The organism is Rubrivivax gelatinosus, assembly GCF_016583785.1.
Lineage (GTDB): Bacteria > Pseudomonadota > Gammaproteobacteria > Burkholderiales > Burkholderiaceae_C > Rubrivivax > Rubrivivax gelatinosus_B.
Window position 1 is genome coordinate 1 of sequence record NZ_NRRU01000034.1, and the last position, 13,134, is coordinate 13,134.

Below are 13,134 nucleotides of genomic sequence, written 5' to 3' on the forward strand. Positions count from 1 at the left end.
CCGCCAAGCCCCGCCGCCGCGTGCCCGCCGCCCGCAGCACTGTGCGGGCGCGTGGCGCGGCGCTGGCGATGACCTTCGGCGACCACCTCGCCGTCTCCGTGCGCGGAATCGCGTGCGCGCCGCCGGGCTCAAGCGCCCGCCGACCGCACGTTCACGATTCCAACGGAGACACCCATGCCTGACCTGTTCCCCAACCCGATGGGCCTGATGGGCTTCGAGTTCGTCGAGTTCGCCTCGCCGAGCCCGGGCCTGCTCGAGCCGCTGTTCGAGAAGATGGGCTTCGCGCTCGTCGCCCGCCACCGCAGCAAGGACGTCGTGCTGTACCGCCAGGGCGACATCAACTTCATCGTCAACCGCGAGCCCAGGAGCCTGGCCGGCTACTTCGCCGCCGAACACGGGCCCTGCGCCTGCGCCCTGGCCTTCCGCGTGCGCGACTCGCACCACGCCTATGCGCGCGCGCTGGAGCTGGGCGCGCAGCCGGTCGAGGTGCCCACCGGGCCGATGGAGCTGCGTCTGCCGGCCATCCGCGGCATCGGCGGCGCGGCGCTGTACCTGATCGACCGTTTCGAGGACGGCAAGAGCATCTACGACATCGACTTCGAGTTCCTGCCCGGCTTCGAGGACCCCGCCTCGCGCCACCCGCGTGGCCACGGCCTGAGCGTCATCGACCACCTGACGCACAACGTCTACCGCGGGCGCATGGCGTTCTGGGGCGGCTTCTACGAGCGGCTGTTCAACTTCCGCGAGATCCGCTACTTCGACATCCAGGGGGAATACACCGGCCTCACGAGCCGTGCGATGACGGCGCCCGACGGGCTGATCCGCATCCCGCTGAACGAGGAGTCGGGCAAGGGCGGCAGCGGCCAGATCGAGGAGTTTTTGATGAAGTTCAGCGGCGAGGGCATCCAGCACATCGCGCTGCTGACCGATGACCTGGTCGCCACCGTCGACGCGCTGCAGATGGCCGGCGTGCCGCTGATGACGGCGCCCAACGACATCTACTACCAGATGCTCGACGAGCGCCTGCCCGGCCACGGCCTGCCGGTGCCGCAACTGCAGGCGCGCGGCATCCTGGCCGACGGCACGACGAAGGACGGCGACAAGCGGCTGCTGCTGCAGATCTTTTCCGAGACGCTGCTCGGGCCGGTGTTCTTCGAGTTCATCGAGCGGCGGCGCGAGGAAGGGTTTGGGGAGGGCAACTTCAGGGCGTTGTTCGAGAGCCTGGAGCGGGACCAGATTCGGCGGGGGGCGTTGAAGGTGGGGGCGTAGGCGCGCCTCGCGTCTTTAGTTCTTTGGTGCTTGAGGGCGGCGCTGTTCTGGCGCTGCCTGTTTGCCGTCCCGTTCTTCGCGTGAGTCGCAGGTTTCCTGGCGTCTCGTCCGCGAGCGACTGTGGCGTGCCGCGGCCACCGGGTGGCCGGTTCCGTTCATGTCCCCCGGCCCGGCTGCGCCGGGCCTCCTCCTAATACTTCACTCCACCGGCCACCCGGCGTCCGCGGCAGGGCAGGCAGGTGTTGTTCTCGCCGGGCGGACGGCGTCCCCTCAGAAGCGGGCGGTGGGGTTGGCGGCGTCGATGCGCGGGCTCAGAATGATCTATAACCGACTCCGCTTTCGGCGTCATCTTTATGCTGGGTGGCGCGGTGGAACAGGCGGGAGAAACTTCAGGTGGGACAGGGACTTGACTCGTCTTCGAGGGCGCCTGTTATGCGGGCGTCGGATGTGATAAACGGCGTCTTGGTGCCTTTCATAAAACATTAGCGCTATGGAGATTCCCTCAAAGCTGGGCATTCCGGAACACGAATTCCGAGTGATATTGGGGCGATCAAAAATTGACTACGACCCGAACAAAGAAGAAGCTAACCGCGCAAGACACGGCTACTCGCTCGAAAGCGCAGTCTATTTTCTTGAAAGGCTGCTTCTGCCGACTTCTTCGCCCCGGCCGCACGCCGTCAGCGAAGCATTCTTGGAGAACGGCGAAGCGCGACATATGCACATGTGCGTCGACGACAGCGGGAATGTTGTGCTCATGGTCACAACCATGCGCCTCGACGAAACTGTTCGGGTCATTTCGCTTCGGAAGGCACACCACGATGAGCGAGAAGAATTCCAGCAGCTTACCGGTTATGTGCAGCCGCCGCGCTAACAATTCCGTCGAGAGGGCCAGTCAGCTACGCCGGCAGGTTCCCTCCGCGGCTTCGCCGCTGCGGCGGCCCCTCACGTCAAACGTTGGGCGTCACCATGACCGTCGCGGATCATCAACCGTTGGAGCGCAGGAGTAGCGTCTTAGTGGACTCGTGTGTCTTCATAGACGCATTTGACCCTTGCTCCCCAAACCATAGCGACTCGCTGGCGTTGCTCGAAACGTTGGCCACCCGTGGTGTGTTAGTGACTATGCCTGCTCACGGATGGTTCGAGGTTCAATGCACGCTCCAGCGTCTTCGGAATGAAGGGAAATTCGTCGGCCCGAAAATCGATGAAAAACAGCAGTGCCCGCTGAAGCTAATTCACATCGATGAGAAGTTCATCGCAAAGTACGCAATGGCGGATATTCCGTACATCAAGGCCGGCGATCACATCTTTCTCGCGGTAGCAAAGGTGAACAACGTATCGCTCATCACCAGCGACGGAAATATGATCAAGATCGCTAAAGCCGCGGGAGTATCCGTTTTTACGCCGGCGGAAGCTCTTCTGGAGACCCGGAAGTGACGCCCAACCCGGCAGTCGAGCGGACCTGCGCGAGAAACCGCGCAGTCCGCCTACTTCTACATTAGGCCTCAGAATACCGCCCCGCTTCCCATGTCATTCTTCAATCGCCGACACGCCGCGCAAGGCTTCGAAATACTGGCGGCTATCTGCGGCTTGTTTTCGTCTCTCGCAACGACCGAGGCCTTGGCAACTTCCGTCGCCACTGAGCGCCCCATCGCACTACTCATCGCGGGCGCCGCGGCGTCATCATTAGGGGCTGGAGTTGCGAGTGGCAAGGCGCGTATGGCATTGCACGCGCTCTTGATCGGTCCATTCATTGCCTGCGTGCTGCTGGCCTGTGCGGGCCTACTTAACGAGACCTCATTTGATCCGTATTCTGGTAACAAAATCGTAATATCGTCGGCGTTTGTCGCAGGAGCCTTGGTACTCTATTTGGCTATACGAGCACTTCGAAAGCCCTGACAAGAAAAGACTCAGAGCCTGCACACCGTGCCGCGACTGAGACCTCTCAAGAAGCTCCTCCCAAGTGATTGATGCAGGGGCCGCGCGCATGACCCAGCAACACGAACTTGAGCAGCACGGCCGGCGAGACCGCAGGCGCTCCGGTCTCGTCGTTGCGATAGAAGGCGTGGAACGCGTGCAGCGGCACCGCGCCGGAGTCGACCTAACAGGCTGTTGAAGAACCTCTGGACGCCCCGCCCCGCGGCGTAGAGCATCCAGCCATCGAGGACGGAGGACGAGGCCGATGCGAGGCGCCGACGGTTACAACGAATCGCTGTTCAGCACGGTGCGGCTGGAGGAGTTCGTCCCGGCCAACCACCCGCTGCGACCGATTCGTCAGTGGATGAACGAAGCCCTGTCGCAGCTCGACGGCAAGTTTTCCGCGATGTACGAGGCCGACGTCAAGGGCGGTCGCCCGAGCATCGCGCCGGAGAAGCTGATGCGCGCGATGCTGCTGCAGGTGCTCTACAGCGTGCGCAGCGAGCGGCAACTGGTCGAGCAGATCTCCTACAACCTGCTGTTTCGCTGGTTCGTCGGCCTGGCCATCGAGGACGCGGTGTGGAACCACTCGGTGTTCAGCAAGAACCGCGACCGACTCATCGAGCACGACGTGGTGACGGACCTGTTCAACGCGACGGTGGAGACGGCGCGCTCGCGCGGGCTGCTGTCGGGCGAGCACTTCAGCGTGGACGGCACGCTGATCCAGGCCTGGGCCAGCCACAAGAGCGTGCGGCGCAAGGACGGCAGCGACGACGACCGGCCGCCCGAGGACTGGCGCGGCGAGCCGCGCAGCAACGACACGCACGAGTCCAAGAGCGACCCCGAGGCCAGGCTGTACCGCAAGAGCGATGCGGCGCCGGCGCTGCCGAGCTACCTGGGACACGTGATGACGGACAACCGCCACGGCCTGGTCGTGGACGTGCAGGCCAGCCAGAGCGACGGCCGAGCCGAACGCGAGGTGGCCGCACAGATGGTCGGCGACGCGGCCAGGGCCGCAGGCCGGCGAATCACCGTGGGCGCCGACAAGGCCTACGACACCCGCGGCTTCGTGAAGGCGTGCCGGGAGAACGAGGTCACGCCGCACGTCGCGCAGAACCTGGGCCGCCGAGGCGGCAGCGCCATCGACGGGCGCACCACGCGGCACGGCGGCTACGCCGTCAGCCAGCGGCGGCGCAAGTGCATCGAGCAGTGCTTCGGCTGGGGCAAGGTCGTCGGCACGATGCGGCAGGTGATGCTGCGCGGACTGGATAAGGTCGACCAGCTCTTCACGCTGACGATGGCCGCCTACAACCTCACGCGGCTGCGCAGCTTGGCCGTAGTGCGTCCGCAGGGGGCGTAATGAGGGCCCAGAACCGCCGAATTGCCGACTTCGGGGCCAGGAATGGCGTCTCAAACGTCTTCTGGAAGCCGATTTCGCCGCCGCGACGTACTGGATGACCTCGGGGTAGTTCATCTTGAGGCGTGCTGACGTGCCGGCGATCGGTTTTTCAACGGCCTGCTATGAGAAGATCGCCGCGATTTACCCGATTTTGCAGCAAGGCGATCCCTCAGGCATCTATAGCAATAGAGCATCGCTGACGCCCAAGGCCGGCTGGCGGCTGTTCGATACCAATGATGTACTGATCCACCTCTCGGCTGGACAGATCCTTCTGAACGATACTGACGCCGCATCCTTCTTTGCTCATAACGGGGACGCCGACCTGCGCGACTATTCGGGTCCGTGGACGATCTGGTGACCCTCAGCCGGCGGGCAGAAGTCGGTGTCTGATTTGTGCTGCCCAGCGAGTTCAAGCGCATCCGCCACTACGGGCTGCTGGCGCCGGTGGCCAAGGCGCAGCGCCTGGCCTACGCCCGCGCGCTGCTGGCCAAGACGTGGCCGAGTTCATGCGCCGCGTGGCCGGCCTCGACATCGCCACCTGCCCGCACTGCCGCGGCGGGCGATGGGTGGCGCTGGAGCATTGAGGGCCGCAGCAGTGTGCTGCCCATGGGCGCGCGACGGACGAATCATGCAGTCGCGCCTGCCGCGGGCCCCCGGCTCGGACGCCGGGCTGAGTAGGCCCATCGCCCCAGGCGCCTGCGGCCGCCGTTGCGGCAGGCCGCCGGTACGGCCTTGTCGTCATCGCGGCGCCGGGCCTGCACGCGAGCCTCGCTGTCGATTGCACGACGCAGGAACGGGCGCCCGGCGTGGATGTGACGCATCGATTTGCGGCAACACGGCCTCCGCGGCCCGGCGCCATCCACAGCGCAGCGGTTGTCGCAGCAGGGGCGCCGCCTTACATTGCCCTATCACGCCTGCAGCGCGGCAGGTTTAGTCCAACACAGTTTATCTGCCGCGCCACGCCGGCGCGCGCCGGGCGGGTTTGCTCGGCGGCAGATAAACGCTATTCGTTGGGAATCATGAGTTCCGCGATATCTCCGCTTACTAAACTTATTGCTGTGTGCGCGGTGGTCGTATGCATCTGCAGTGGCTGTGCTTACTTCGTCTCTTGGAATGACGTGAGCAAATCGTGGTTGGGGCAACCTATATCGAAGTTCATCAAGTTGAATGGCGAACCGACGTCAGTCGCCCTTGTCGGTGACGGAGACGCCGAGTACAGGTTCAATCTAAAGAAACTTGACCCCTCGTGCGTTCACTGGTGGCTCGTGAACAAGGAAGGCGTCATCGTTGGCTATAGGCATGAAGGGTATTGCAGGCCAATTGGGTAATAAAACCGTGACGCCCAACATTCTAATCCACCGGACCTCCGGCAAGCTGCCCTTGCCTGCGTCCGGTGATTTTCAACGTTGAGGCTGTAGCAAAACCCTCTGAAGCTCGGATCGCATGCTTGAGTCGAGATATCGACCCCTCAGATCACTCCAGGAGCGCCGATCGATGGCCCGACAAGGGTCGGAGGATCCCCGATTCCGTCTTGCTTTGAAGTGATCGGACTTTTTCTACAACCTCGTTAGGCCACGCAAACCGCCAGTCATGTCTGTCACCATCCAAGAAGGCTACTCACCCGGCTGCATCGGCCGCATCGCGCAGCTTCACGCCGAGTACTACAACCGCAGCAATGGCTTCGGTGCAGAGTTTGAAGCAAAGGTCGCGCAAGAGCTCGGTGCTTTCTGCCTCGCATACAAGAGAGGCAGGGATGGACTGTGGCTTGCAATAGGTTCGTCAGTTGAGGGCTCGGTCGCCATTGACGGATCAAGAGGAACCGAACAAGGAGCGCACCTGCGATGGTTCATCACCTCAGATGTGCTACGCGGCCAAGGAATCGGAAAGCTCCTACTGTCCCGCGCGATTGCCTTCGCCGATGACGCCAAGTACAAGCACGTACATTTGTGGACGTTCGATGGTCTGCCTGCGGCACGTCACCTGTATGAAGCACACGGGTTCCAGTTGGCCGAGGAGCGCCCAGGCGCCAGGTGGGGCAAGACCGTCTTGGAGCAACGCTTTGTTCGCAGCGTGGCCTAACCCGCTCGAGTGGACCTGCAGCAGGTCATCGTCGCTGCGCGCGGCCAGCTGGCTCCGCTCCCTCTGATTCAAATTTTGGGCCGCACAAGATGCATCGTCGCCTCGCACTAGTCGCTCTCACGCTCACAGGAGTGGGGTGCGCCTCGAGAGATAACCACCCTCTGGAATTCCCGCCAGACACACCGTTGCAGGATCCGCTACCTGGCAAGGCACTTGTGTACCTGCTTCGAATTCCCCGTGACTCGCTGACTATCGAAGTCTTCGTGGATTCTCGACTGGCGGCTGTCATGCCGCCGGCCAGCTATACGGCGTTGGTCCTCGATCCAGGGCAGTATGTATTTGCTACGAGGCCTCGCGAGGTCAATCAAGAGGCAAGCGAGCAAACTATAACGGTCAAGTCACAGGAGCGTCGCTTCTTCTGCACGTCAGTTCCAACCCAATCCTCTGTCGATATCGGCATTGTGCCCATTGCCGGAGCCATTGTCCCAATTTTCACGCCGACTACCAGAGTTGTGGGCGCGCGGCACTGGACAGAATGCAGTGAACTGGATGCGCAGGGTCTACTTTCAAACTCAAAGCTCGTCTTGCCGGAACGTGCGGCCTAACCCTCTGCAGGGGCTTCCCACCGGCGTGCGGCCAAAAACCGCAGGTCCATTCTTGGCTTTTGTCGCTCGCCGCAACGGTCCGGTTGGCTTGAACGTTGAGTTTGTAGCCCTGTACTCCTTTTCCTTGGTGCGTCTGGTGGGGGCGGAACGCCGGCTCCCGTGGTAGGGCAGGCGGGTTCTATTTCTCTGGGGCCTGCCTCCTTTCGAAGGCAGGCGGGGGCCTGGCGCCCTCGTTTCACAGACCCAGAATCCCCGCAGGCATTTGCCCAGCTGAACCACGACGTCTCGTAATGGACATTCCCCAAATCTTCAACATCGCCGAGAGCGCACACCGCATCCACAACCCGTTCACGGCCGACAAGTTCGCCACGCTGGGTGCGGCGCTGCGGCTGCAAGCGGGAGCGCGGGTGCTGGACCTGGGCTGCGGCTCCGGCGAGATGCTCTGCACCTGGGCGCGGGACCACGGCATCGTCGGCACCGGCGTCGACATGAGCCGGCTGTTCAGCGAGCAGGCCCGGCACCGTGCCGAGGAACTCGGCGTGGCCCATCAGGTCCGGTTCATCCACGACGATGCGGCAGGTTATGTGTCGGACGAGAAGGTCGACGTCGCGGCCTGCGTCGGTGCCACCTGGATCGGTGGCGGCGTCGCCGGCACCATCGATCTGCTGGCCAGGAGCCTGCGCCCGGGTGGAATCATCCTCGTCGGCGAGCCCTACTGGCGGCAGCTGCCGCCGACGGAGGATGTTGCCAAGGGCTGTCTGGCCAACGCCATCTCCGACTTTCTGCTGCTGCCTCAGCTCGTCGCGTCTTTCGGCGGCCTGGGCTACGACCTCGTCGAAATGGTGCTGGCCAACCAGGACGGCTGGGACCGCTACGAAGCGGCCAAATGGCTGACGATGCGCCGCTGGCTCGAAGCCCATCCGGGCGACGAGTTCGCGCATGAGGTCCGGGCCTTGCTGGACACCGAGCCGGAACGTCACGTGACCTATACGCGCGAGTACATGGGCTGGGGCGTCTTCGCGCTGATGCGGCGTCTCTAGGCTTGGCTGGGGCCGAAGGCGCGCGGTGGCTCGGCGCGTTCGGCTCCGGTCGGGCCGCGGGCCACGCGGTCCGGGCGTTCGTCTGCAGGGAACCGATGCATGAATGACTTCCCGCTCGCCAAGGCCTTCACGCTGCTGGAGCCGGGGCCTGTCGTTCTGGTCACCACCAGCGACGGCCATCGGCACAACGTCATGACCATCACCTGGACGATGGTGATGGACTTCACGCCCCGATTCGCCATCACCACGGGCCCCTGGAACCACTCGTATGCCGCGCTCGAGAAGTCGGGGGAATGTGTCATCGCGGTTCCCACGGTCGACCTGATCGACACGGTCCTGGCCGTCGGAACCTGTTCCGGCGCGGACGTGGACAAGTTCGAGAAGTTCGCCCTGACCGCCGTCGCCGCCAGACACGTGCGGGCCCCGCTCATCCAGGAGTGCCTGGCGAACATCGAATGCAAGGTGGTCGATATCGTGCAGCAGCACAACATCGTCGTGCTGGACGGCCTCGCCGCATATGTCGACGACGCGCGCAAGGAAAAGCGGACCCTTCACGCCGTGGGCGATGGCCGGTTCATCGTCGATGGCAGAACCGTCAACAAGCGGGAGCTGATGGGCAACAGGCTGCCGCCTGGGGTCTGATACATCGGTCGATGTGCATCGGGGGCCCGAGGAGTCTGTTTTGAAGTCAAGCGGCCAGGCGTCAGAACTCGAAATCCCCGCGGCCGAGCTGAAGCAGGCGGCCGTGCTCATGGCCATCCTGGTCGCGATTCAGCTGGCGCTGTTGCTCCTGCTGTTTTCCAGCGCCCCGTCCAAGGTGCCGGCCTATCTCGGGTTCGCCCCGGGCCGGGCCGGAACACCCGGGGCCTGGGTGCTGGCCGCGCTGTTCACGGCCGTCTATGTGCGCAGCGCGGCGGCTATCTCCTACGTTCGCCTGTATCTGTCGCGCATCGACATGCTGAAGTGCCTGGCGCTCGTCGCGGCGGTGCTGGCGGGCGTCGTCGAGGAGGTGGTCTTCCGCAAGCTGGTGATGGATGCGTTGATGGACCGAGGTTTCGGCCCTGTCGTCCAGGTCCTCGCGTCGGCGCTGGCCTTCGGCCTCGCACACGCCGTATGGGGGCTCAGGAGTCTCGCTGCCGGGCTCAACGCCGTGCTGTCGACGACCTTGCTCGGGGCCGCGCTCGCCATCGTCTATCTGGCGGCAGACCGGAGCCTGGCCCCCTGCGTCGCGGCGCACGTCCTGATCACCGCGCTGATAGAGCCGGGGCTGATCCTGGCCGCCATCGCCGACCGGCTGGGCGTCTGGCGGGAACGGCGCCAGCCGTGAGGCGCTGCCGCCTGGGTCGGCCACAGGCCTTGCTGCTGCAGCAAGCGCATCGAGCCGTGGCGGAGCGGAGCGACAGCCGCAAGTCGATCGAACCCGTCGACGCGGCCCGAACATGAGCAAGCTCAACGACTACCCGGTTCCAGTTGCTCGACATCCAACCTAGGCTTCAGTCATGAACCGCTTGCTCCTCGCGCTCGTCGTTCTCGTAGCCGGCTGCCAGAGCGCGCCTCCCAGTCCCCGCCTTGTCGCACCACCGGAGGCGACGGCCCTGTCGTTCGCCTTCATCGATGCGCGTAGCCAGCTGCGGCTGGTCACGACTCAGGAGCAGGACTCGCTCGGCACCACGGTCTACTTCGGCGACGACGCCTTCACGCGGCCGCCGTCGGTGCTGGTCGGCAGTTGGCTGCAGGGCCGTGCCGGCACCGCGCTGGCCGGCAAGAGCGTCGAACTGAAGGATCTCAAGGTCCAGGTGTTCCAGCCGGCGGCGGGCAACAGCAGTCTCGCCTCGGGCCCGGCGCCGTTGTCGATGCCGGTTGACGCGGGCGGCTCCGGCAGGTCGGCCGTCGTCGGCAGCCTGCTGGCGCCGGTCGTCATCGACTACATCGCGCGGCGCTCGCGGTCGTCGCTGGTCTCGGCCAGGATCGAAGCGACGGTCGACGGCGTGCCGGTCGTCGGTCTGTCCCGTCAGAGCCTCGTCGGCCACATCGCGGGCGACGACATCCACCAGGTCCTCTTCGAGGCCCTCGACGACCTGTCGCGTGAAGCCGGGGGGCTTTGAGCCATGCCGCGCCGCCCGCTCTCGCGCCGCCATCTGCTGCTGGTCTTCTCCGCCGCGCTCGCTTCCTGCGCCACCGAGTTCAAGCCCTACATGCCTCCGGTCGACCTGCCTCTGCAGGACGCTCCGCCGGGGCAGGCCCTCGTCTACCTGCTGCGCGCGCCGCACGACTCGAAGCTCGTCCGGGTGGTCGAGGCCGATCGCCATCTGGCGGACCTGGATTCGGGCACCTACACCGTGATCAGCCTGCCGCCCGGGCGCCACCTGTTGCGCACCGTCGCCGGCCTGCCCGTGTTCGGGGAGATGGCCCCGCCGCTGGCCGTCGAGCTGGCGCCAGGCTCGCGCCGGTTCTTCGCCTTGTCGGGCGTGGCGACCCGCTTCGTGTATGGCTTGCCGCTGCCGGAACTGGAAACGGCGCCGGGCAGCCGGCGCTGGACGGAGGTCACCGAACTCGACGCCCAGGGCCTGATGTCGATCGGCCGGCTGGTGATGCCCGAGGCCGGTGCGCTGTGACCGCGGGCACGCCACTCGACCTGCACGTCGTCGTCCTGCTCCACCAGCGGCCTCTTCTTCGGATCACCCGCGCCGCCGACGGGCACGCCGAACTCTGTTCTTGCCAGGCCCACCGCGACGCGCTCCTGTCCCGACTCCTGCCCCGGTCGCCCCTTGAAAGCGCGTGACATGGCGTACTTGAACCGGTGTCTCTTGTCCGGCCTCATCGCACTGACCGCTGCACACGCGGGCGCCCAGGTGCCGCCGTCGCCGTCGGCGCAACCGACCTGCGAACAACCCGAGCTCGCGCAGCGGCTGGCCGCCAGCGCGGCCGGGTTCCTGCGCGCCGTTCGAGTCGGCGACGAGCTGCCCTGGCCCCGGGCCGAACAGCCGCCGGGCCAGAACCTCATCGTCCAGTCATCCGAGCCCGACCCGCTGGTCCACGATGGCTTCACCTACCACCTCGCGGCGGACCGCCGCACAGGCGAGGTCTGGATCATCCGGACCGGCGGCTATGCGGGCGTGCGGGAGTACTACGGGCCGGCGGGGCGCTTGGCGGTCTCAGGTGTCTGTCCCGTCCCGGTTCCCCCCGGATACCTGCAGACGACGCCTGGGGCTGGCGCGCTCTGAGCCGGGGCACGCACGACGACACCGCCGAACACGCGCCCGCCGAGAGCGGCGCCGGGACACGCCACTTCCGGGCCGGCATCCCATTCGTGTGCGCGGGCCTGGCCCTGGACGGCACGCTGTTCACCGCCCAACCCTGGGCCTGCCGCGGCCTGGGAGACCTACGTGGCGCAGCGGTCCGGGCGGACGCATGACCGGTGGGCTGACGCCTGGCGAACCCCGGTTCACGAGCCAGCGCTGACCTCCCCGTTGTGCACGACGCCCGCGCCGTCGGCTGGGCAGGGGACGCGGCGGCTCTGCGGCCGCGCGTCCCGAGGCCGATCGCTTCCCGTCGCGGATAGCCTCCGCGGCCGTACCCGGCGGCCATTCGTCGCTCGAACAATGAACAGGGAGGAATGAGTGAACGATCTTGTGCACTACAGCGAGAAGCGCCTCGGGCGCATCACGCTGATCCTGGGCGTGATCGCCTGGCTGGTGCTGCTGGTTGGCACCGTCGGCGGGCTGCTGATCGCGCTGCTCGTGGCTTTCGTCTTCTACGTCGTCGCCCACTCGGCGCTCATCGCCTACATCCGCGGCAATGGCGTGGAACTGTCCGAGGACCAGTTCCCTGATCTGTACGCCCAGTACGTCGAATGCTGCACCCGGCTGCGCATTGCCAAGCCGCCAAAGGTCTACGTGCTGAACGGCAGCGGCAGCATCAACGCTTTTGCCACCCGCTTCCTCGGCCACGAGTTCGTGGTGCTCTACACGGACACCGTCGACGCGATGGCTGAGCATCCGGACGGCGTCAAGTTCTACATCGGGCACGAACTCGGCCACCTCCGCATGAAGCACCTGCAAGGGCACCTGCTGCGCTGGCCGGTGCTCTGGCTGCCCTTGCTCGGCGCGGCGTACTCGCGCAGCCGCGAGAGCACCTGCGACCGGCACGGCCTGGCCTGCAGCAGTTCGCGTCTGGCGGCGGCGCAATCGTTGGTGGCCCTGGCCGCGGGCCCGGCCCGCTGGAAGACCGTCGACGTCGCGGCCTACCAGCGCAACCAGCTGCCAGATGCCGGCGGCTTCTGGGCGTCGTTCCACGAGCTGACCGCGGCCTATCCCTGGCTGACCAAGCGGGTGGCTCGCGTGATGAAGAACGACGCCGCGATGCCGCGGCGCAAGCCGCTGGCCTACCTGCTGGCCGCCTTCGTGCCTTACGCGGGGCCGCAGGGCGGCTTGTTCGGCGCGCTGATCATGGTCTACATCGTCGGCGTTCTCGCCGCCATCGCCTTCCCGGCGTACCAGGACTACAAAGGCAAGGCGAGCGTTGCCGCCGCGCTGATCGAGCTGCAGCCCATCGAGACGGCGCTGGGCGAGCACTACGAGCGCACCGGGGACGTCCCGGAGTCCCTTGCCGCGCTTGGCGTGCCCCAGCAGTTGCGCGACAGCAGCGCGCTGTCCCTCAATGCGGAGAACATGGTCGTCACGGTGACCCTGCCGCAAGGCGAGCTGGTGCTGGTGCCGACCGCCAGCGAAGACCGGCGTGTCACCTGGTCTTGCACCAACGGCGCCCGGCTCAAACCGGCGCTGCTGCCGGCCAGTTGCCGCGCCTCGCCGGCCACTTGAAGCCAGAG

15 protein-coding genes are annotated in these 13,134 nt (G+C 65.6%); all 15 read left to right on the forward strand.

Going from position 1 to position 13,134, the window contains the following annotated elements; translation table 11 throughout:
• The coding region (locus CKO43_RS25655; protein WP_207184978.1) for a hypothetical protein at positions 1-182 on the forward strand (182 nt) is incomplete at its 5' end.
• The gene (gene hppD / locus CKO43_RS10755) at positions 175-1,269 is read left to right on the forward strand and encodes a 4-hydroxyphenylpyruvate dioxygenase (RefSeq protein ID WP_200378626.1); all 1,095 of its coding nucleotides are present in this window, start codon (positions 175-177) and stop codon (positions 1,267-1,269) included. The genes CKO43_RS25655 and hppD, both read left to right, overlap by 8 nt.
• A gap of 490 nt (positions 1,270-1,759) precedes the next feature.
• On the forward strand, positions 1,760-2,140 hold the full coding sequence (locus CKO43_RS10760; protein WP_200378627.1) for a BrnT family toxin: 381 nt from the start codon (positions 1,760-1,762) through the stop codon (positions 2,138-2,140).
• A gap of 95 nt (positions 2,141-2,235) precedes the next feature.
• On the forward strand, positions 2,236-2,703 hold the full coding sequence (locus tag CKO43_RS10765; RefSeq protein ID WP_200378628.1) for a type II toxin-antitoxin system VapC family toxin: 468 nt from the start codon (positions 2,236-2,238) through the stop codon (positions 2,701-2,703).
• Positions 2,704-2,793: 90 nt separating this feature from the next.
• The gene (locus tag CKO43_RS10770) at positions 2,794-3,165 is read left to right on the forward strand and encodes a hypothetical protein (RefSeq protein ID WP_200378629.1); all 372 of its coding nucleotides are present in this window, start codon (positions 2,794-2,796) and stop codon (positions 3,163-3,165) included.
• 283 nt (positions 3,166-3,448) lie between these two features.
• Positions 3,449-4,543, forward strand: a complete 1,095-nt coding sequence (locus CKO43_RS10775) for an IS5 family transposase (RefSeq protein WP_200378630.1) — start codon at positions 3,449-3,451, stop codon at positions 4,541-4,543.
• Between the two features lie 130 nt (positions 4,544-4,673).
• A complete protein-coding gene (locus CKO43_RS10780; RefSeq protein ID WP_200378631.1) occupies positions 4,674-4,940 on the forward strand; it encodes a hypothetical protein in 267 nt (88 codons plus the stop codon).
• A gap of 1,232 nt (positions 4,941-6,172) precedes the next feature.
• Positions 6,173-6,661, forward strand: a complete 489-nt coding sequence (locus CKO43_RS10785; protein WP_200378632.1) for a GNAT family N-acetyltransferase — start codon at positions 6,173-6,175, stop codon at positions 6,659-6,661.
• 895 nt (positions 6,662-7,556) lie between these two features.
• Entirely contained in the window at positions 7,557-8,306 is a 750-nt protein-coding gene (locus CKO43_RS10790; RefSeq protein WP_200378633.1) for an SAM-dependent methyltransferase, read from the forward strand.
• A 99-nt stretch (positions 8,307-8,405) separates the two neighbouring features.
• Positions 8,406-8,948: a flavin reductase family protein gene (locus CKO43_RS10795; protein WP_200378634.1), complete on the forward strand. Its 543-nt coding sequence runs from the start codon at positions 8,406-8,408 to the stop codon at positions 8,946-8,948.
• Between the two features lie 40 nt (positions 8,949-8,988).
• Positions 8,989-9,633, forward strand: coding sequence for a CPBP family intramembrane glutamic endopeptidase (locus CKO43_RS10800; protein WP_200378635.1), 645 nt, complete (start codon positions 8,989-8,991; stop codon positions 9,631-9,633).
• A 172-nt stretch (positions 9,634-9,805) separates the two neighbouring features.
• Entirely contained in the window at positions 9,806-10,411 is a 606-nt protein-coding gene (locus CKO43_RS10805; RefSeq protein ID WP_200378636.1) for a hypothetical protein, read from the forward strand.
• 3 nt (positions 10,412-10,414) lie between these two features.
• A complete protein-coding gene (locus CKO43_RS10810; protein ID WP_200378637.1) occupies positions 10,415-10,921 on the forward strand; it encodes a hypothetical protein in 507 nt (168 codons plus the stop codon).
• A gap of 168 nt (positions 10,922-11,089) precedes the next feature.
• Positions 11,090-11,530, forward strand: coding sequence for a hypothetical protein (locus CKO43_RS10815; protein ID WP_200378638.1), 441 nt, complete (start codon positions 11,090-11,092; stop codon positions 11,528-11,530).
• A 396-nt stretch (positions 11,531-11,926) separates the two neighbouring features.
• Positions 11,927-13,126: a M48 family metalloprotease gene (locus tag CKO43_RS10820; RefSeq protein ID WP_200228220.1), complete on the forward strand. Its 1,200-nt coding sequence runs from the start codon at positions 11,927-11,929 to the stop codon at positions 13,124-13,126.
• The last annotated feature ends 8 nt before the right edge of the window (positions 13,127-13,134 follow it).